Annotated in this window: 13 protein-coding genes; 7 read left to right on the top strand and 6 right to left on the bottom strand. The window is 75.2% G+C overall.

Annotation, left to right across the window (positions count from 1 at the left end):
• Nucleotides 1–1070 precede the first annotated feature (1070 nt).
• The 4 genes from ACSNOD_RS14760 to ACSNOD_RS14745 all read left to right on the top strand — a co-directional run bounded on the left by ACSNOD_RS14760 (nt 1071) and on the right by ACSNOD_RS14745 (nt 6595).
• Nucleotides 1071–2876: a serine/threonine-protein kinase gene (locus tag ACSNOD_RS14760; RefSeq protein ID WP_436767361.1), complete on the top strand. Its 1806-nt coding sequence runs from the start codon at nt 1071–1073 to the stop codon at nt 2874–2876.
• Nucleotides 2877–3090: 214 nt separating this feature from the next.
• Nucleotides 3091–4425: an ATP-binding protein gene (locus tag ACSNOD_RS14755; protein ID WP_436767358.1), complete on the top strand. Its 1335-nt coding sequence runs from the start codon at nt 3091–3093 to the stop codon at nt 4423–4425.
• A 177-nt stretch (nt 4426–4602) separates the two neighbouring features.
• Nucleotides 4603–5304, top strand: coding sequence for a LuxR C-terminal-related transcriptional regulator (locus ACSNOD_RS14750; RefSeq protein WP_436767357.1), 702 nt, complete (start codon nt 4603–4605; stop codon nt 5302–5304).
• 172 nt (nt 5305–5476) lie between these two features.
• Nucleotides 5477–6595: an alpha/beta hydrolase gene (locus ACSNOD_RS14745; RefSeq protein WP_436767356.1), complete on the top strand. Its 1119-nt coding sequence runs from the start codon at nt 5477–5479 to the stop codon at nt 6593–6595.
• A 138-nt stretch (nt 6596–6733) separates the two neighbouring features.
• Here ACSNOD_RS14745 and ACSNOD_RS14740 read toward each other — a convergent pair whose 3' ends face one another.
• Nucleotides 6734–7822, bottom strand: coding sequence for an NlpC/P60 family protein (locus ACSNOD_RS14740; protein ID WP_436767355.1), 1089 nt, complete (start codon nt 7820–7822; stop codon nt 6734–6736).
• A 332-nt stretch (nt 7823–8154) separates the two neighbouring features.
• On the opposite strand from ACSNOD_RS14740, the gene ACSNOD_RS14735 reads away from it, so the two are divergent.
• Nucleotides 8155–8508, top strand: a complete 354-nt coding sequence (locus ACSNOD_RS14735; RefSeq protein ID WP_436767354.1) for a hypothetical protein — start codon at nt 8155–8157, stop codon at nt 8506–8508.
• 158 nt (nt 8509–8666) lie between these two features.
• Here ACSNOD_RS14735 and ACSNOD_RS14730 read toward each other — a convergent pair whose 3' ends face one another.
• On the bottom strand, nt 8667–8984 hold the full coding sequence (locus tag ACSNOD_RS14730) for a hypothetical protein (RefSeq protein WP_436767353.1): 318 nt from the start codon (nt 8982–8984) through the stop codon (nt 8667–8669).
• A 490-nt stretch (nt 8985–9474) separates the two neighbouring features.
• On the opposite strand from ACSNOD_RS14730, the gene pcrA reads away from it, so the two are divergent.
• Entirely contained in the window at nt 9475–12012 is a 2538-nt protein-coding gene (gene pcrA, locus ACSNOD_RS14725) for a DNA helicase PcrA (protein WP_436767352.1), read from the top strand.
• A gap of 104 nt (nt 12013–12116) precedes the next feature.
• Here pcrA and ACSNOD_RS14720 read toward each other — a convergent pair whose 3' ends face one another.
• A complete protein-coding gene (locus ACSNOD_RS14720) occupies nt 12117–13715 on the bottom strand; it encodes a M23 family metallopeptidase (RefSeq protein WP_436767360.1) in 1599 nt (532 codons plus the stop codon).
• 291 nt (nt 13716–14006) lie between these two features.
• Nucleotides 14007–14921: an esterase/lipase family protein gene (locus tag ACSNOD_RS14715; protein ID WP_436767351.1), complete on the bottom strand. Its 915-nt coding sequence runs from the start codon at nt 14919–14921 to the stop codon at nt 14007–14009.
• A 567-nt stretch (nt 14922–15488) separates the two neighbouring features.
• Here ACSNOD_RS14715 and ACSNOD_RS14710 point away from each other — a divergent pair.
• Nucleotides 15489–15899 carry a cobalamin B12-binding domain-containing protein gene (locus ACSNOD_RS14710; protein ID WP_436767350.1) on the top strand — a complete coding sequence of 137 codons (411 nt, stop codon included), beginning with the start codon at nt 15489–15491 and terminating at the stop codon, nt 15897–15899.
• 49 nt (nt 15900–15948) lie between these two features.
• Here the strand turns inward: ACSNOD_RS14710 and ACSNOD_RS14705 are convergent, their stop codons facing one another.
• Both ACSNOD_RS14705 and ACSNOD_RS14700 read right to left on the bottom strand, forming a co-directional pair.
• Complete coding sequence (locus ACSNOD_RS14705) at nt 15949–17631, bottom strand: DUF5691 domain-containing protein (RefSeq protein WP_436767359.1); 1683 nt, start codon at nt 17629–17631, stop codon at nt 15949–15951.
• A gap of 794 nt (nt 17632–18425) precedes the next feature.
• The coding region (locus ACSNOD_RS14700; RefSeq protein WP_436767349.1) for an SWIM zinc finger family protein at nt 18426–19583 on the bottom strand (1158 nt) is incomplete at its 5' end.

Raw genomic sequence — 19583 nt, 5'->3', positions numbered from 1 at the left:
CGGCGCTGGGCGCTGCGGTCCAGGCCCTTCGGGCGTGTGACGCGCCCGTGCGGACGCGCCCGGGGCCAGGGCGGGCTCGCTTGCCTGGCGCCCCCTTTGGCGCGCCCTCGCGCGGCGGCGTCGGCTCGCCCGCGTGCTCCCTGGTTTCCGGCAGGGCCGGTGTGGGGTGCTTCGCCTCGCGGCCTCCCGGGCCGGCGCTGGGCGCTGCGGTCCAGGCCCTTCGGGCGTGTGACGCGCCCGTGCGGACGCGCCCGGGGCCAGGGCGGGCTCGCTTGCCTGGCGCCCCCTTTTGGCGCGCTTTCGCCGCGGCGTTGGCCTGCCCGTGTGCTCCCTGGCCTTCGGCGGGGGCCGGTGTGGGGTGCTTCGCCTGGCGGCCTCCCGGCTGGCGTCGGTACTTGGGCTCCGCCCACGCCTTGCGGGCGTGTGACGCGCTTGTGCGGACGCGCTCCAGGGGCCTTTCGCGGCGTCCCGCTGGCCCAGCAAAGTGCACCCGCGCTCTCGCGGCGGCGTTGGCCCGCCCGCGTACTCCTTGGTTTCCGGCGGGGCCGGTAGGGTCCTCGCTGCGCGCCTCCCGGCTGCCGTCGGCACGTGGACTCCGCCCACGCCCTTCGGGCGTGTGACGCGCCCGTGCCGACGTCCACCCAAGTCTTCGCGGGGGCCGGCGGGGCCCCTCGGCCCGCGGCCTCCCTGGCTGACGCCGGGCGCGCCCCCCCCGTGTCCCGAGGGGCGCTTCGGGTTGCCCTCTCAGGTGCCGCGTGGAGGCTGCTACGGGAGCCGCTCCCGTTAAAGGCGTGGGCCGTCCGGCGCCGTACCGGCCGCGGAGCCGCTCCGGCGGGGGGCCGCGAACGGGCCGAACCCCGCCCCGGAGGGCGGCCGGAGGGCGGCCCGGGAGCCGTGGGGGCCCGCGCCCGGAGGGCAGCCCGTGGGGGCCGCGCCGCATCGAACGCCCGTGCCGGTTTAAGGTGACCCTGCCATGGCGGACGGGCAGCAGTAGAGGGGCGCGAGTGTCGGACGAGGGACGGCTTGTCGCCGGGCGGTACCGCCTGTTGGAGCGCGTGGGCCGCGGTGGCATGGGCACCGTCTGGCGGGCCGAGGACGAACTGCTGGGCCGCCACGTGGCCGTCAAGCGCCTGCACGTGCGCCCGCACCTCGCCGACGACGAACTCGCCACGCTGCACGAGCGCACCCGCCGCGAGGCCCGCGCCGCCGCGCGCATCAGCCACCGCCATGTCGTCGGGGTGTACGACGTGGTGGAGGACGCCGGACTGCCGTGCGTCGTCATGGAGTACGTCCGCTCCCGCACGCTCGCCGAGGTGCTCAAGGAGGACGGCCTCCTCCGGCCGAGGGAGGCCGCGCGCATCGGCCTGGGCATGGTCGCCGCGCTGCGGGCCGCGCACGCCGCCGGGGTGCTGCACCGGGACGTCAAGCCGGGCAACGTGCTCCTCGGCGAGGACGACCGGATCGTTCTGACCGACTTCGGCATAGCCCAGGCGTCCGGCACGTCCACGCTCACCCGCACCGGGGAACTCATCGGCTCCATCGACTACATCGCCCCGGAGCGGGTGCGCGGCGGCAGCCCCGGGCCGGCGTCCGACCTGTGGGCGCTGGGCGCGACGCTCTATCAGGCGGTGGAGGGGCGACCGCCGTTCCGCAAGGACACGGCGATCGAAACGGCGTACTCCATAGCCGTCGACCCGCTGGAGCCGCCGCGCAACGCCGGGGCGCTGGCCCCGCTGATCGAGCGGCTGCTGGCCAAGGACCCGGCGGACCGGCCGGCCGCCGGGGAGGCGGAGCGGCTGCTGCGCCGGGCGGCGGCGGGGCCCGGGCCCGACGACGCGGAGACGCTGACGACCGCGATGGCGGGCGTCCCGGAGGACGGGGCGGGCGAAGCGGGCGAGACGGGCGGGGCCGGCGAGCCGAGCGAGGCCACTGCCACGGTGGCGGCCGCTGCCGGCTCCGGCACGGGTGCCGATGTGGACGTCGGGGCGGGCCCGGGGGCGACGGGACGCGCGACGGCCGCCACGACCGTCGCCACCGGCTCTCCCACGGCCTTCGGGGACTCCACGACCACCCGGGCCCCCCGGGCCGCCGCGGCGGCCCCCGGAGCGGACCCCGCGCCGCCGCCCGGAGCGAACCCGGACCCCGGAACGCGCGCCGGAGTGAACTCCGGAGCGAATCCGGCAGCCGACTTCGGAGCGGGCGACGCCACCCCGCCGGCCGGCGGCCCCGCGGCGCCGCCGTCGGACCGGCGCTCCCGGGCCCGGCGCCTCGGCCTCTGGGCCGCGTCGGTCGTGGTCGTCGCCGCCCTCGCCGTGGGCGCCACCGTGGTGGTCCTCGACGGCCGCATCGCCGGCCCGGCCGGCGACGCGCGGACGGCGGCGGCCCAGGAGGACGAGCCGGCCACGGCCGACGCCCCGGCGTCGACGCCGCCGCTCCCGCCCAAGGGCTACCACCTGGCCCTGGAACAGGAGCTCGGCGTGTCCGTCCCCGTCCCCGACGGCTGGAAGCGCAAGCGCTCCTCCGCCACGGAGATCGACTACATCGACCCGACGGGGCTGGTCAATCTCAAGATCAACGTGCTGGACTTCGCCGGCGCCGACCCGCTGGCGCACTGGGAGTCGCTGGAGCCGCAGACCAGGAGCCAGGTGACCGGCTACAAGCGGGAGCGGATGCAGCGCACCACGTTCCGCGGCATTCCCGCGGCGGTCTGGGAGTTCACGTTCAAGGGCACGGCGCGGGGGTACCGCGCGATCGACCTGGGGTTCGGGCGCGAGGGGGAGAAGGAGTACGCGCTGTACCTGTCCGCGCCGGAGGACCGCTGGGACCAGTACAAGAAGGTCTTCGACCAGGCGCGGGACGGGCTGCGGCTCCCGTAGGGCCCCGGGCGCGCCCTCCCCGGCCGGGAGCGTGAACCCGGAACCTGAACCCCGAACCCGTAACCCCGAACCCGTAACCCCGAACCCGTAACCCCGAACCCGTAACCGCGTAACCCGGAGCAGGATCTCCGGGCCGATCCGGGGGACAACCCTCGGGCGCGATCGGGGGTCACCCCGATGTCCCGTGGGGCCGTGGCGTGTGACGATCGGACCCATGACCGCCGCCGCATCCCGCGCCCGCCCCCCGTACGCCGTCGGGTCCGGGGCCGAGACCGACGTGCCGCCCGTCCGCAAGCTCTACCGCAGCGCCGAGGGCCGGCTCGTCGGCGGTGTCGCGCGCGGGCTCGCCGGGCACCTCGGGCTGCCCGTCGCCTGGGTGCGGATCGTGTTCCTGGCACTGTTCGTGGTGGACGGGCTCGGCGCCCTGCTGTACGCCGCGTTCTGGTTCGTGGTGCCGCTGGGCGTGGGCGGGGCCGACCCCCACGAGGCCGGGGACCGGGCGGCGGCGCCGGACGGGCGGCGCCGCGGCATCGCCCGCCGGGCCGACAAGGGACAGATCTTCGCGCTGCTCACCCTGGTCGTCGGCGTGGCGATCGTGCTCCGGAACACCCAGTTCACCGGCGGCCGGGCCAACGCGTACGTCTGGCCCACCCTGCTGATCGGCGCCGGTGTGGCCCTCGTCTGGCGGCAGGCCGACAACGCCCGGCGGGCCCGCTGGGTGGAGGTCGGCCGCCGCAGGCGGCTGCTGCCCGTGCTGCGCGCCGCGGCCGGCGTGTTGCTGGCGGGCCTGGGCGTGACCGGCTTCCTCGTGGTCCGCGGCTCCGCCCACCAGCTCGGCAGCGTGCTCACCGCCGCGCTCGCCGTGGTCGCCGGCATCGCGCTGCTGGCCGGCCCGTATCTGCTGCGGCTGGTGCAGGACCTCTCGCAGGAGCGGCTGATGCGCATCCGGGCCCAGGAGCGCGCCGAGGTCGCCGCCCATGTGCACGACTCCGTGCTGCACACCCTGACCCTGATCCAGCGCAACGCCGAGGACCCGCGGGAGGTCGCCCGGCTGGCGCGGGCCCAGGAGCGGGAGCTGCGCGCCTGGCTGTACCGGCCCGAGGGCACCGGCGAGGACGGGGAGAGCGAGCCGGAGACCCTGGCGGAGGCGGTCCGGCGCACGGCGGCCGAGGTCGAGGATCACCACGGGGTGCCGGTCGAGGTCGTGTGCGTGGGGGACTGCCCGCTGGCCGGGACGTCGGATTCCGCGCGCCTGGCCGCGCAGATCCAGGCCGCGCGCGAGGCGATGGTGAACGCCGCCAAGTACGGTGGCGAGGGCGGCCCCGTGCAGGTCTTCGCGGAGGTCGACGAGCACGCGGTGATGATCTTCGTACGGGATCGGGGGCCCGGGTTCGACCCGGACGCGGTGCCGGCGGACCGGATGGGCGTACGAGAATCGATCATCGGCCGGATGCGGCGCAACGGCGGCACGGCGCGGCTGCGGCCCGTACCGGGCGGAGGCACCGAGGTGGAGCTCGAAATGGAACGGACGGCGCGACCGGAGCCGTAGACCGTACGAGGAGGGCGGCGCGACCGGAGCCGCAGGCCGTACGAGGGGGGGGGCGGCGCGGCCGGAGCCGCAGGCCGTACCAGCAGGGCGGCGCGCCGGAGCCGCAGGGCGCCCGGCGGCGGTCCCCGACCGCGTACCCGACAGGCATTCGTGACACGCATACGAGGGGCAGTGGAGATGAACGACAGTGGGCCGGGCGGCACGACCGCGGGCGAGGACCGTCGGGTGCGGGTGGTGCTCGTGGACGACCACCGGATGTTCCGCACCGGGGTGCAGGCGGAGATCGGGGACACCGACCGCACGGGCGTCGAGGTCGTCGGCGAGGCCGCCGACGTGGAGCAGGCGGTCACCGTCATCGCGGCGACCCGGCCCGAGGTCGTCCTGCTCGATGTGCACCTGCCGGGCGGCGGCGGGGTCGAGGTGCTGCGCCGCTCCGCCCCGCTGATGGCCGACCCGGAGCGGCCGGTGCGCTTCCTGGCGCTGTCCGTCTCGGACGCCGCCGAGGACGTCATCGGGGTGATCCGGGGCGGCGCGCGCGGCTATGTCACCAAGACCATCACCGGCGCCGACCTGGTGGACGCGGTGTTCCGGGTCGCCGACGGAGACGCCGTGTTCTCGCCCCGGCTGGCGGGGTTCGTCCTGGACGCCTTCGCCTCCACGGACGCGCCGCCGGTGGACGAGGACCTGGACCGGCTCACCCAGCGCGAGCGCGAGGTGCTGCGGCTGATCGCCCGCGGCTACGCGTACAAGGAGATCGCCAAGCAGCTGTTCATCTCCGTGAAGACGGTGGAGTCGCACGTCTCCGCGGTGCTGCGCAAGCTCCAGCTCTCCAACCGGCACGAGCTGACCCGCTGGGCGACGGCCCGCCGGCTGGTGTGACCCGGGTGCGACCCGGGTGTGACCCGGTGGTCGTGAGGCGGGTGTGAGTCCCGCCCCAGCTCGTTGACGAGGGGAACCTCGGCGGCCCGGACAGCATCTGCGTGGAAGGAGAGGCTCTCATTTCCGTGTGGGCCCACGCACCATGCCCATGATCCGGAAAGGCGAGAGCTCGATGAGTCTGACGGGGACGCCCTTTTTCGTCACCACGCTCGTGCTGGTGGTCCTCGCGCTGGCGCTGCCGCTGGCGCTCTGGGGCCGCATGGGCGGCCCCAGGTTCCTGCGGCAGCTCGCCCGGCTGCTGATGCTGCTGTTCTGCCAGGCCACCGCCGTCCTGACGGTCTTCGTGGCCGTCAACAACGCCAACAGCCTCTACGACTCCTGGGACGACCTGCTCGGCACCGGCAGCCACGTCAAGGCGGCCAAGGACCTCGGCCCGGACGGCACCGGCGGCAAGAAGGCCGCCGACCGCCCGAAGGTCAAGCAGAAGTTCGAGCCGGCCACCGACCCGGTGCTGGGGCAGGGGGTGCTCAAGACCGAGCTCAAGGGCCGGATCTCCGGGGTCGAGGGCGAGGTCTACGTCTGGCTGCCGCCGCAGTACGACGACCCCGCCTGGCGCGACAAGAAGTTCCCCGTCGTGGAGATGCTGCCCGGCTACCCCGGCTCCGCCAAGGCCTGGCTCGGCACCCTCAAGGCGCATGAGCAGATCAAGCCGCTGATGGAGAAGGGCGAGGTGGCGCCCTTCATCCTGGTGGCGCCGCGCACCATGATCCTGGGCGGCAAGGACACCGGCTGCGCCAACGTGCCGGGCCAGGTCAACGCCGACAGCTGGCTGAGCGTGGACGTCCGCGACATGGTGCTGGACACCTTCCGGGCCGAGGAGAAGCCCGACCACTGGGCGACCCTCGGCTACTCCGCCGGCGCCCACTGCGCCGCCAAGCTGGCCCTGTCCCACCCGGACCGCTACCGCGCCGGCGTGGGCCTGTCCGGCTACAACGACCCGGCCGCCGAGCCCGACTCGCTCACCGCCAAGGACCCGGAGCTGCGGCGCCGGCACGACCTGCTCAACATCCTCCGGGAGACGACGGCCAAGACCCCGCCGCGCACCGCCCTCTACCTGTCCGGCGCGCCCGGCGACGGGTATGAGTCGGGGCTCGCCCTCCAGAAGGAGGCCAAGGCGCCCACCACGGTGAAGGTGGTCCGCATCTCGCCGAACGCCGGCGGCCACGGCACGGCGGTCTGGAAGAGCCAGGTGCCGGACGTCTTCCGGTGGCTGACGACCATCCTGAAGTGAGCCCGGGCGCCGTCCTGAGGTGAGCCCGGGTGCCGTGGGGCGGCCGACGGTGTTCCGGAGCGGTCGATAACGGGTGCCCGGGTCGGCCCCGGACGGCCCGGGCCGTCCCGGGGCGGCCGCCGGCGTTCCGCGTCGACCTCACGCCGGGCGCGTGGCACCCGCGAACGGCATGGAGTCGACCGGGGCGATCCGCACGGCCGCGCCCGGCCGCGGCGCGTGGATCATCTGCCCGTTGCCGATGTACAGCCCCACATGGCTGATCCCCGAGTAGAAGAACACGAGGTCACCCGGGGCCAGTTCGCCCCGTGACACCCGCTGTCCGGCGTTGATCTGCGTATACGTGGTGCGCGGCAGCTCCACCCCGGCGGCCCGCCAGGCGGCCTGGGTCAGCCCCGAGCAGTCGAACGCCGAGGGGCCGGTGGCGCCCCACACGTACGGCTTGCCGATGGCGCCGTAGGCGAAGGAGATGGCCTGGGCGGCCCGGGTGCCCGGGGCGGTCAGCGGGGCGCCACGCGCCGCGCCGCGGTCGGCGCGGGCGTACGACGCGGCCGCGGCCCCGGTGCCGCCCGCCCGGCCCCCGCCGTGGCCGTCCCGGGCCAGCACGGCGGCGCGCTGGGCGGCCGTCAGCCGGTCCAGCAGCCGCTCGGCCTCGGCCAGCTTCCCGTTGATGGCCGCCTTGTGCTTCGCCAGCGCCGCCTGGCGCTCCTTGAGCTCCCGCATCCGCTCGGCGCCCCGCTCCCTGAGCTGCTCGATCCCGCGGAGCCTGCGGTGGATGTCGGCGACGGCGGCGGCCTGCCGGCTGCCGGCCCGCTCCACGCGCGACGCCCGTTCCAGGTACTGGTCCGGGGAGGACGAGAGGACCAGGTGCATCGTGGGGTCCACGGCCCCGCCGGAACGGTACTGCGCCGTCGCCATCGAGCCGATCGCGTTCCGGGCGGCGTTGAGCTCGCCCGTTCTCCGGGCCGCCTCGTCGCGCAGCGCGTCCAGCGACCGCCGGGCCTTGTCCGCGGCCTCCTTGGCCCCGTTGTACTTCTCGGTGGCCTCCTCCGCCTCGTGGTGCAGCCGGTCCACCTCGGTCCGCACCTGGGCGGGGGTGGGCCGGGGGGCGGCGTGCGAGCCGCCCTCGAGGACGGTGGCGGTGGCGGCCCCGGCGATGGCGAGTGTCGCCGCCGTACGCGCGGTGCCGCCGGAGATCAATCGCTGCTTGGGCTTCCGGTGCGAGGCCACAGCGGCGGTCCCTCCCTTCCGTGCGTCCGGCGGCGGCCCGTACAGGGGGGAGCGCGACCCGCCGCCGGATCTTTCGGTGGGGCGGCCGACAGCCGTCCGGTCGTCCCGGACGGCCGTGGGGAGTCGGCCACCTGCGGAAAGGACGCTAAACCTGAGGGTCACGGCCGCGAGCCGAAATGATCGGAGCTGAAGGGTTTAGGTGCCGCCGTGCGCAGAAGTGACGGGTGAGTCCCTGAGGTGTCAGCGGTTTGCGGCGCAGCCGTGACCGAAGCGGCTGATGAGGCCGACCTGGGTGAGGGCCGGTGCTATGGGTCCGGTTAGGCTCCGGCCTCATGGACGTACTCATCAAGATCGTCGTCGGTCTCCACATCATCGGCATCGCGTCGCTGCTCGGCGGCTTCCTCACGCAGATGAAGGCGATGAGTGCGGGGGCGGCCCGCTTCACCCCGGCCATGCTGCACGGCGCCCTGACCATGCTGATCACGGGCGTCGCCCTGGTCGGCCTCAACCAGGCCGACGACCAGACGGTGAACAACGTCAAGATCGGCGTGAAGATGGCGCTGCTCGTCGTCATCCTCGCGCTGGTCTACGTCAAGCGGGACGAGGAGCGGGTGGCCAAGGGGGCGTTCGGCGCGGTGGGCCTGCTCACGACGGCCAATGTCTTCATCGCCCTGCTCTGGACGTGAGGGGAGCTCCGCTCGGGTGCGAGGGCGGCTCGTTTCGGGGCTGAGGGTTGCGCCCCGCTCGGGCGGAAGGGCGGCTCGTTCCGGGCGTGAGGCGCCGGCTCCGGGCCGGGCATGAGGCGCCGGCTCCCGGCCGGGAGCGTGGGGGCGGTTACGGGCTCTCAGGCCGGCAGCGGGGGCCACGGGGCCGCGGTGGGCGCCTGCGCCAGCAGCTCGCGGGCCTCGGTGAGCTTGCGCTGGGCCTCCCGCTTGCGGGCCCGCAGGGGCGCCCGGGGGTCCGCCGCGCCCGCACCGGCCCGCTCCGGTTCCCGCTCGGCGCGCTCCCCGCGCTCCCCGCGCTCCCCGCGCCGTGGGCCGGGCACGGCCGCCCGCCGGCCGCGCCGCGGCTCGCCGCCGCCGGCCCGCGCGTACAGCTCCGCGACCTTGCGCCGCACCGCCTCCGCGTCGGACGCGGGACCGCCCGCGGAATCCCCCGGCAATCCGCCTCCACTTTGCGGGAGCCAAGACGCGGGAGCGAACCCGGGCACGGGTGGGAGACCCCCGCCCGGAACCTCGGCCGGGACTCCGGTCGGGACCCCGGCCGGGGCTCCGGCCGGGTCGAGCGGCTCCCGGGTCCGTGGTTTGCGGTGCGACGCCACGGCAGCGGCTCCTTCCGTGGACCGTCTGCCGTGCACCGCCTGTCGGACGGCCTTCGGGCCGGGCAGGGGCCGGACGTGACGGAGGGGCCCGTGCCGGCACCGGCCGCCGACGGGACGCGGACCACCTGAGCGAGCACCGTAGCCAAACCGTGGGGCCGGTGTGAAGACAGTGTGCGATATGCCCGAAACCATTCCGTTACCTTTGCCCCGGCGCACCCTCGTACGCCCTCGGCCGGCCATCGGACGTTGCGACCGTAACGGTCCGGGGACTCGGAGTGATCTTCCGGAACCGGTGTGGTGTGTCAGTGCGGCCGCCTAGACTCGGTGGGCGATGAGCAGCAGCCTCTTTGACGACAGCTTCCTGGCGAACCTCGAGCCCTCCGAGGAGGAGCCCCCGCCGCCCGAGGACGACGAGCCGACGGGCGCGGCCCCCCTGCCCGAGGACTCCGCCGAGCCCGCCGATCTGTTCGGCGGGGCCTTCGGCGCGCCCGTACCCCAGGAGCCGTACTACCGCGACGGCGCGCCCCGGCCCGCCGTCGACCCCGCCGCGCTGCTCGAAGGGCTGAACGAGCAGCAGCGCGCCGCCGTGGTGCACACCGGCTCCCCGCTGCTCATCGTCGCGGGCGCCGGCTCCGGCAAGACCCGGGTGCTCACCCACCGCATCGCCTATCTGCTGGGCGCCCGGGGCGTGCACCCCGGCCAGATCCTCGCAATCACGTTCACCAACAAGGCCGCGGGCGAGATGCGCGAGCGCGTCGAGGAGCTCGTCGGCCCGCGCGCCAACGCCATGTGGGTCTCGACGTTCCACAGCGCCTGTGTGCGCATCCTGCGCCGCGAGAGCAAGAAGCTGGGCTTCACGTCCTCGTTCTCGATCTACGACGCCGCCGACTCCAAGCGGCTGATGGCCCTGGTCTGCCGCGATCTCGACCTGGACCCCAAGCGCTTCCCGCCGAAGTCCTTCAGCGCCAAGATCTCGAACCTCAAGAACGAGCTGATCGACGAGGAGGCGTTCGCCGCCCAGGCGTCGGACGGCTTCGAGAAGACCCTGGCGCAGGCGTACGCCCTCTACCAGTCGCGGCTGCGCGAGGCCAACGCCCTCGACTTCGACGACATCATCATGACCACCGTCCACCTGCTCCAGGCGTTCCCGGACGTCGCCGAGCACTACCGCCGGCGGTTCCGTCATGTGCTGGTCGACGAGTACCAGGACACCAACCACGCCCAGTACACCCTGGTGCGCGAGCTGGTGGGCACGGCCGGCGACCCGCTGACGGAGGCCGCCCCCGACGCGTACGCGGGCGCCGACGAGCACATGGGCGTCGCCGAACTGTGCGTCGTGGGCGACGCCGACCAGTCGATCTACGCCTTCCGCGGCGCCACCATCCGCAACATCCTCCAGTTCGAGGAGGACTACCCGGACGCCACGACCATCCTGCTGGAGCAGAACTACCGCTCCACGCAGACCATCCTCAGCGCCGCCAACGCCGTCATCGAGCGGAACGAGAACCGCCGCCCGAAGAACCTGTGGACCGAGGCCGGCGCCGGCGCGTCGATCACCGGCTACGTCGCCGACACCGAGCACGACGAGGCGCAGTTCGTCGCCGACGAGATCGACCGGCTCACCGACGCGGGCGAGGCCAAGGCCGGCGACGTCGCCGTCTTCTACCGCACCAACGCCCAGTCCCGGGTCTTCGAGGAGATCTTCATCCGCGTCGGCCTGCCCTACAAGGTCGTCGGCGGCGTGCGCTTCTACGAGCGCAAGGAGGTCCGCGACGTCCTCGCGTATCTGCGGGTGCTGGCCAACCCCGAGGACACCGTCCCGCTGCGCCGCATCCTCAACGTCCCCAAGCGGGGCATCGGCGAGCGCGCCGAGGCCATGATCGACGCCCTCGCGCTGCGCGAGAAGATCTCCTTCGCCCAGGCGCTGCGCCGCGTCGACGACGCGTACGGCATGGCGGCCCGCTCCGCCAACGCCGTCAAGCGGTTCAACACCCTGCTGGAGGAGCTGCGCACGATCGTCGAGTCCGGCGCCGGCCCGGCCACCGTGCTGGAGGCCGTGCTGGAGCGCACGGGCTATCTCGCCGAGCTCCAGGCCTCCACCGACCCGCAGGACGAGACCCGGGTGGAGAACCTCCAGGAGCTCGCGTCCGTGGCCCTGGAGTTCGAGCAGGAGCGCGCGGAGGACGAGCCGGGCACGCTCGCCGACTTCCTGGAGCGGGTGGCGCTGGTCGCGGACTCCGACCAGATCCCCGACGAGGACGAGGACGGCAGCGGGGTCATCACCCTGATGACGCTGCACACGGCCAAGGGCCTGGAGTTCCCCGTCGTGTTCCTCACCGGCATGGAGGACGGCGTCTTCCCGCACATGCGGGCGCTCGGCCAGGTCAAGGAGCTGGAGGAGGAGCGGCGGCTGGCGTACGTGGGCATCACCCGCGCCCGGGAGCGGCTGTATCTGACCCGCTCGACGCTGCGCAGCGCCTGGGGCCAGCCCTCCTACAACCCGCCGTCGCGGTTCCTGGAGGAGATCCCCGCCCAGTACGTGCACTGGAAGCGGACGGGTTCCTCCGCGCCCTCCGCGTCCATGGGCGCGATGGCAGGGGGCGGCGCGTCCTCGGTGGCGGCGTCCCTGTCGTCCTCGCTGTCGGCCTCGCGCCGGGCGGGCGGGGCGAAGGGCTTCGCGACGCGGCGCGCCCAGGAGCGGCCGGTCGTCGCGCTGTCGGCGGGCGACCGGGTCACGCACGACAGCTTCGGGCTGGGCACGGTCGTGGCGGTGAAGGGCAGCGGGGACGCGGCCGAGGCGACGATCGACTTCGGCGACGAGAAGCCGAAGCGGTTGCTGCTGCGCTACGCGCCGGTGGAGAAGCTCTAGCGGTCGGCCGTGCGGGGGCGGCCGGGTGCGGCCGCCCGCCGGGCGTGGCGGGGCCGCCGGTTCCGGCCGGCCGCCCCTGGAGCGTGGCGGTTACGCGGTGACGGCTACGTCGGGTCCAGGCCGTGCGAGCGCAGCCACGGCAGCGGGTCGACGGCCGAGCCGCCGGCGGGGCGCACCTCGAAGTGCAGGTGCGGGCCGGTGGAGTTGCCGGAGTTGCCGGAGTAGGCGATGACGTCGCCGGCCTTCACCTTGCCCGAGCGGACCTTGGCGCTGCTGAGGTGGCAGTACCACGTCTCGGTGCCGTCCGGGGCGGTGAGGATCACCATGTTGCCGTAGGCGACGTTGTACTGGGTGCGCACCGTGCCGTCGGTGGCCGCCATCACCGGCGTGCCGTAGGCGACGGGGAAGTCGATGCCGGTGTGCAGGGACATCCAGTTGACGCCCGCCTGCCCGTACTGCGCGCTCAGGCCGTGCTGGGAGACCGGCAGGGCGAACTTGGGCCGCATCGCCTCCTTGCGCGCGGCCTCCTCCTCCTTGCGCTTCTTCTCCTCCGCCTGCCGCTGCTGGAGGTCGATCCGCTCCTGGGTGCGGCTGGCGCGGTTGGCGAAGTCGTCGGCGTCCGCGGTGAGGCTGGCCAGCTGGGTGTCCAGCTTGCTGTTGGCCGCCGCGGGCTTGATGGCGCTGGGGTCGGCCACGGCCTGGGTGGTCTTCGCCGCCTCCTTGTCGCCGCCGGCGCCCGCGCTGACCGAGGCGGCGGCGATGCCGGCCACTCCCATCACGGCGACGGACGGAACGGCGACGGTGAGCAGCGCGGAGCGCTTGGCGGGGGAGCGGCGGCGGCTGCGGCCGCCGGAGCGGCCGGAGGAGGCGCGGTTCGCCGCCCGGCTCGCGGCGCGCCCGCCGCCCGCGGCGGCGCCGGCGGTCGCCGGGCCCGCGTCCGGGGCGGCGTCGTCGTCGCCCGGCTCCCCGGCGGGGGCGACCCCGCCGAAGCCGGTGCCGTGGGTGACGCCGGTGATGTGCTCGTCGAGGGGCAGGGCCACGAAGGTCTGGGTCTCGGCCGCGGCGTAGGCGCTGGTGTCCCAGGTGGCGGTGGGGCAGGAGTTGATGTCGTAGCCGCCGGTGTCGTATCCGGCGCCGTCGGCGCCGCTCGCGCCGGTGCCCGGGCCGGTGGCGGCGCCGTTGTGGCCGGTGGCGGTGCCCGCGGTGTGGTTCTCGGGGGTCGCGCCCGGCTCCTGGTCGACGGTCGCGTAGGAGGAGGTGTCCCACTGGCCGGTCTCGGGGGCGACGGCCGTGTCCCAGCCGGTGGTGTCCCAGTGCTGGGTGACCGCGTGGTCCTGCTCGGACGGCGCCGGAATGCCGACGACGGTGGGCTGGTAGCCGGCCGCCGGCCACATCGACGCGGCCTCGTAACCGCCCGTGTCGTACTGGTCCGTCCCATAGGCGGCGTGGTGCGCCCCGCCGTAGGTGTCGTACCCGCCGGACGGGGAACCCGTGTCGTACGAGCCGCCGTAGGTGTCGGAGGAGGCGCCGAACGCGGTGCCGAGGTGGTCGAAGGTGCCGGTCGCGTAGCCGTCGTAACCGGCGAAGCCGTTCGTCGCGCCCTGCTGCTCATACGTCTGCCCGTACGCCGGATAGTCCCCGTACGAGGCGTCGGAAGCGGGGGCCGCCGGGGTCGAGACCCCTGACGGGTGACGGTCGTTCACCACCAACGTCTCTTTCGCCTCGGCAGCAGGAGGATTAGCGGCGACTGTACCCGGCGGTATGCGACGGCGACAATCTTCCGTAGGTTTCACAGCCCCAAGGAACGGGCATTTAGCCGCCTTTCGGTGGACTGCTGACGTGGTCTTGGCAGTTCGTTCGGGAATTGTTCGATTCGCTCGGGCGGTGGGGGAGATTCGCTCGCGTGGCGGAGGGCGCACGGCTCGCGGGGTGGGGGTCGGCCGGTCGCGGCTCGGTCGGGACTCGCTTGAGCGGCGGCCCGGACCGGCGGCGGCTCAGGCGACGGAGGCGGTGGCGGTGGGACCGGTTCCGGCGTCGGCGTCCTCCAGGGCCTGGCGCACACCGGCGGCGACGGCACCGTGCACGGGCAGCGCGAGATGGCCGATGCCGCTCACCCGCACGTTGTGCGCCAGGAGGTCCGGATGATCCACCCGGGCGGTCTCCGCGGGCACCATGATCTGGTCCAATTCGGCCCAGAAACTGATGAATCGCGTGGTGCAGTCGGGCGCGGGAAGCGCCAACTCCCTGATCACATCGGAGCCCGGCCGCATCTGCCGGACGATGGGGTGCGCGGACCCCAGCGGCAGCGCCCGGGTCCCCGAGTGCGGGGTGCCGAGCGTGACCAGGGTGCGCACCCGCTGGTCGCCCCCGAGCCGCTGCACGTAGTAGCGCGCTATCAACCCGCCCAGGCTGTGGCCCACGATGTCCACGCGCTCGTGCCCGGTGCGGGCGCGAATCCGGTCCACATGGCGGCCGAGCAACTCGGCGGCGGCGCGGACGTCGCACAGCAGGGGCGAGTAGTTGAGCGCCTCGACATGCCGCCAGCCGTGACGGAGCAGCGAGCGCCGCAGCAGCACGAAGACGGAGCGGTTGTCGATGAAGCCGTGCAGCAGCAGCACCGGCGGGCGGTCGGTGGCGGCGGGCAGCGGCGCCGGCGTCCGGTGGACCACCCGCTCCTGCTGCATCCCTGTGGGGTACAGCAGCACATGGCCGGCCAGGATCATCAGATCGAGGACGGTCGCCCGAACGAGTGCGCCCGAGGGCGGGGCGTAGGGGATGCGGGGGAAGCGCGGAAGGCGCGGAGAGCGGGCGAGCAGAGCGAACGGCGCCAAGGACGCCAAGGGTGCCAAGGGCGCTATGCGCGCCAAGGCTGCCAAGGGTGGAAAGAGCGGAAAGTGCAGAGACCGCATGGCCGACCTCCTGAGAACGGCGCACGGCCGACCGGTCGCAGTCTCCGTGAGCCCCCGTGGTGGGCAGCCGTCGCGAAGATCGACCGGGCCGGTCGCGATGCGATCGCGGGGGGCCAGGCCGGTGCGGAGGGCGCGCCCCGCCGGGCCGTGGCGCCTCCGGCGCACCGGAGCTCGACGACACTCGATCGGCAGCGGCGCTCGACGAGGCCCGATGACCTCCGGCGGCATGCGGCAGCGTGCGACGACCTTCGACGACGCCCGATGACCTTCGGTGGCGCGCCGGTCCGATCGCACCGGCGCCCGGGATGTTCGAGAACCGCCGCATCACCGTGCCGTGCGGCTGACGGCGCGGTGATGCGGCTGCTTCCCCGCTGCGGCTCCCCTCGGCGTGTCCGCCGACGCGCGGCACACCGTGTGGTGAACGTGTTGTCCCATGTGTGATTTCCCCCTCCCCCCTCGCCGCGAAACTGCCCGGTGGGGGATGCTGGAGATAACGTTCGTTCACTCCCGGGTGCGGTGCGCGCGGATGCGCGCCTTCCGTACCTCATTCGTCCCATGGAGGCAGTGATGGGTGTGTCGGGTCCGATCCGCGTGGTGGTGGCCAAGCCGGGGCTCGACGGCCATGACCGCGGGGCCAAGGTCATCGCCCGGGCATTGCGCGACGCCGGTATGGAGGTCATCTACACCGGGCTCCACCAGACGCCCGAGCAGATCGTCGACACGGCGATCCAGGAGGACGCCGACGCGATCGGTCTCTCCATCCTCTCCGGCGCGCACATGACGCTCTTCGCGAAGGTGCTGGAACTGCTGCGCGAGCGGGAGGCGGAGGACATCAAGGTCTTCGGCGGCGGCATCATCCCCGAGGAGGACATCGCTCCGCTCAAGGAGCAGGGCGTGGCCGCGATCTTCACCCCCGGGACGCCGACGGGCGACGTGGTGACCTGGGTGCGGGAGCACGTGCGCCAGCTCGCGGTGTGACGGGGGAGCCCGCGGTGTGGCGGGGCGCCCCGCCGTGTGACGGGGCCGGTCAGGTCAGGCCCAGTTCCGCCCGCATCGCCGCGCGCAGCCGCAGGGTGTCGACAAGTCGACGGAACGCCTCCGACCAGTAGCCGCCCGCCCCCGGCGCCGCCTCCTCCGCCTCCTCGGGTATCGCCGTCAGCACCTCCAGCCGGTCCGCCTCGCCCGGGTCGAGGCACCGCTCGGCCAGGCCCATCACCCCGCTGAAGCTCCACGGGTAACTGCCCGCGTCCCGGGCGATGTCCAGCGCGTCCACGACCGCCCGGCCCAGCGGCCCGGCCCACGGCACCGCGCACCCGCCGAGGAGCTGGAACGCGTCCGACAGCCCGTGCGCGGCGATGAACCCGGCCACCCACCCCGCCCGTTCGTCCGGCGGCAGCACGGTGAGCAACTGCGCCCGCCTGCCCGGCGACACGTCCGGGGCCGCGCCCGTGGGGCAGCCGAGCAGCGCCCGCGCCCACTCCCGGTCCCGTTGGCGGACCGCCGCCCGGCACCACGCGCCGTGCAACTCCGGCCCCCAGGCGTCGGCGACGGGCAGGGCGACGATCTCGGCCGGGCTCCGGCCGCCCAGGCGTGACGCCCAGATGCCGAGCGGCGCCGCCTCCACGAGCTGGCCCAGCCACCAGGCGCGCTCCCCGCAGCCGGCCGGCGGGTCGGGGACCACCCCGTCGCGCCGCATGGCGGCGTCGCACTCGTGCGGGGCCTCGACGACCACGACCGCGCCCGGCCCGCCGGCCCCGTCGCCGCCGGGACCCAGACCCGTACGGTCCAGGGACACGCAGGACGCGGCCCGCCGGGCCATGCGGGCCGCGAGCGCCGAACCCGGGAGGGCCGAGAGCAACTCCGCGGCCAGCGCCCGTACCGTGCGGCTGCGGTCGGCCAGCGCCCGGTCCAGGAACGGCTCGTCCGTCGGCGACAGCCCTGTGCGCAGGGTGTCGACGAACATCAGCCGGTCCTCCGGCCGTTCGCTCGCCCAGGTGGAATCGAGCAGGGCGAGCGCGGCGGCGGGGTTCCGCTCGCGCAGGGCGGCGAGCAGGGCGACGCGTTCGGCGAACAGCCCCTCCTCCCAGAGTCGCCGCACCCGCTCCGGATCGTTCCCGGTGTCTTCGGCGCGTTCGGTGGGCGGGCTGGTGGCGGGCGGCTGCCGGCCGGGCGTCGGCGTGGAAGCCGCCGGTTCGGGGGGCGCGGGCCCGAGGACCGCCGCGACGGTGAAGGGCGCCGTACTCCGCAGTGCGAACCGCCACTCCGGGTTGAGCCCGGCCAGCCACAGTCCGCGCGGACCGGCGAGCGTCAGGGCCCCGGGCCGCAGATCCGTACGGGCCCGGGCCGCTTCCAGCAGCGCCGGCAGCAGCTCCGCCGGTGCTCGGAAGCCCTGGTCGTTGGCGGCCGCGAGCCACTGCGGGAGCAACTCCACGAGGTCGACGGCGGCGCCCCGCCGGCCACCGCTCCGGCCGGGGGCCGCCCGGTCGGCCAGCAGCGCGGCGAGCCGCCGGCGGGCGGCGGCGGGCAGGGGCGGCCGGGCGTCCTCGGGCGCCGGCCGGGGCCGGGGTCGGGCGGGGGCCGGGCGCAGCCCCGCCCGCCGGCGTACGGTGCTCACCGCGGCGGCGTCGAGCAGCGCGGCGGGCGCGGACCGCCCTTGGAGCGGCACGGGCGGCGAGCGCCGCTCCGTCCCCAACAGCGCGGCGGCGACCAACTCCCCCCAGCGCGCGGCGCCTACCTCGCCGGGGTGGCTAGCGTCCGGCTCACGGGCGCCGGCCTCGCGGGCACCGAGGTCGGCCGGCCCGGTGGCCGCGGCGGCCCTGGAGGCGTTCTCGGGCTCGGGGCCGTTGGCCGTGTTGGGGCCCAGGCCGGGGTGGCCCGCATCCGGCCCGTGGTGGCTGGGCTCGCGAGGGCTTGGGCCGACGGGCCCGGGAGGCGCGGTGGAAGCCGGGGAGGCGCCCCTGGTCGCGTCGGGGTGGTTCGCCTCCGGCGTACGGAAGTCGGCCTCGCGGGGGTCAGGGGCGGCCGCCCCCGTGGTCGCGGCGGTGGAGCGGGGGGTGCTCCTGGGCTCGGGCCCGCCGGCCGTGGTGGGGATCTTGCCGGGCTGGCCCATGTCCGGCGTACGGGGGTCGGGGGCGGCCGGCCCGGTGGGCGCGGTGGAGGCGTGCCCGGGCTCGGGGCTCTCGGTCGCGCTGGGGGCCTCGCGGGTGTCGGCGACGTCGGCCACCCCGCGTCGGCCGGTGGCGTCGGGCGGCTCCGCGGTGTCGGAAGCGGTCGCGCGTGTCGTGACGGTCATGAGCCCTTCTCCCGTGTCCCTGTTGCTGGTGCCCGCGTACGGCTGATCCCTGTCTGCGGTGCCTCGTGGCGAGTCCGGCGCACCTCGGCTCAGAGCCGATGGCACCCCCCGGGCCGCTCCGGCGCGGCAACCCATGGCGCGGCGGTGGCATACGCGGGCGCCCCCCGAGCGAGGTGCCCAGCCGGGACGCGCACCGGCCCGCGCTCACGCGCTCACAGCGGCACCACCTCCGCCGTCTCGGGGGACCACGCCGTCAGGGGCAGAAACCCCCGGTGGCCGCACTCGCCGAAGACCGTGAGGGGGCCGCCGCCGGACAGGGCCGGCAGCCGCCACAGCTCCGGCCGGCCCGAGCGGCGCGGATCGATCGGCAGGGCCGCGTCGCCGCGCTCGTCGGCGAGCTGCCAGCCGTCCTCGCCGGGGATCGGTATCACCCCCGACAGCACCACCGGCCAGGCGTCGAGCCAGGGGTCGTCCCGCAGCGCCTCCCCGTACGAGGCCAGGGCCTCCGCCGCACCGCACCCCGGTGGCGGCGGCCCGCCCGGTGGCGTACGGGCGTCCGGGGGCGCGAGCGGGGCTCCGAGCGCGGCCCGCAGGGGACGGGCGCCGGGGTGGAAGGCCAGCTCTGCGTCCACCACCGTCCCCGCGCTCAGGAGGAGGTCCGGCTCCCGGCCCGCCGGGCCGAAGGCGAGCACGAGGGCCGGGCGCCCCGATGCCTCCCCGCGAAGCCAGACCCGCCGGGTGGTCATCCGGTCGTCCACCGTGTCCCGCGCCCCCAGCACCAGCCACCGGTCCCGCACCACCGCGTCCGCCGTGGCGAACAGCTCCGCCTCCCTGAGCGTGAAGCCGACCCGGGCCCGGACCGTCGCCGCCAGCGGCTCGGGCAGCCGGGACACCCGCGAGGCGGCCCGTCCCAGCAGATGCGTCAGCGCGCACTCCTCCAGCAGCCGGGCCGGCCAGCCCGGGCCGGAGGCGGCGATCGCCCCCAACTCCCGTACGCGCGCCGCCAGGCCCGGCGCCTGGGCGTCCACCATGCGCGCGGCCGTCTCCTCCCACGCGGCGTACCCCGCCCGGTCGGCGCCCGCCAGTCCGCCGCGCACCAGATCGGTCAGCCGCTGCTCCAACTCGCTCGCGCCGGACGCGACCCGCTCCGCCCGCCGCTCGGCGCGCCGCCGGGCCGCCGCCGGGTCCGCGGCCCCGGCCGGCCCGGGCGGGGCGTCCCCCACCCGGGCCCCGTCGGGGCTCCCTTCCGGCGAGCCGCCGGCCCGGCCCTCCCCCGGTGGGCCGGCGCGCTGCCGGTGGCCCGAGAGCCACTCGGCCACCCAGTCGGGCGGTGTGCCCTCCGCGTCGCCGGCGCCGCCCCCGTACGGCAC

The organism is Streptomyces sp. URMC 123 (assembly GCF_051386515.1).
Lineage (GTDB): Bacteria > Actinomycetota > Actinomycetes > Streptomycetales > Streptomycetaceae > Streptomyces.
This window is presented reverse-complemented; position numbering and strand designations above follow the sequence as displayed.

Excerpts from the sequence above, each read along its gene's own strand:
- ACSNOD_RS14710 (WP_436767350.1), top strand. The coding sequence starts at position 15,489 with ATGGGTGTGTCGGGTCCGATCCGCGTGGTGGTGGCCAAGCCGGGGCTC.
- ACSNOD_RS14760 (WP_436767361.1), top strand. The coding sequence starts at position 1,071 with ATGGGCACCGTCTGGCGGGCCGAGGACGAACTGCTGGGCCGCCACGTG.
- ACSNOD_RS14735 (WP_436767354.1), top strand. The coding sequence starts at position 8,155 with ATGGACGTACTCATCAAGATCGTCGTCGGTCTCCACATCATCGGCATC.
- ACSNOD_RS14750 (WP_436767357.1), top strand. The coding sequence starts at position 4,603 with ATGAACGACAGTGGGCCGGGCGGCACGACCGCGGGCGAGGACCGTCGG.
- pcrA (WP_436767352.1), top strand. The coding sequence starts at position 9,475 with ATGAGCAGCAGCCTCTTTGACGACAGCTTCCTGGCGAACCTCGAGCCC.
- ACSNOD_RS14755 (WP_436767358.1), top strand. The coding sequence starts at position 3,091 with ATGACCGCCGCCGCATCCCGCGCCCGCCCCCCGTACGCCGTCGGGTCC.
- ACSNOD_RS14745 (WP_436767356.1), top strand. The coding sequence starts at position 5,477 with ATGAGTCTGACGGGGACGCCCTTTTTCGTCACCACGCTCGTGCTGGTG.
- ACSNOD_RS14715 (WP_436767351.1), bottom strand. The coding sequence starts at position 14,921 with ATGCGGTCTCTGCACTTTCCGCTCTTTCCACCCTTGGCAGCCTTGGCG.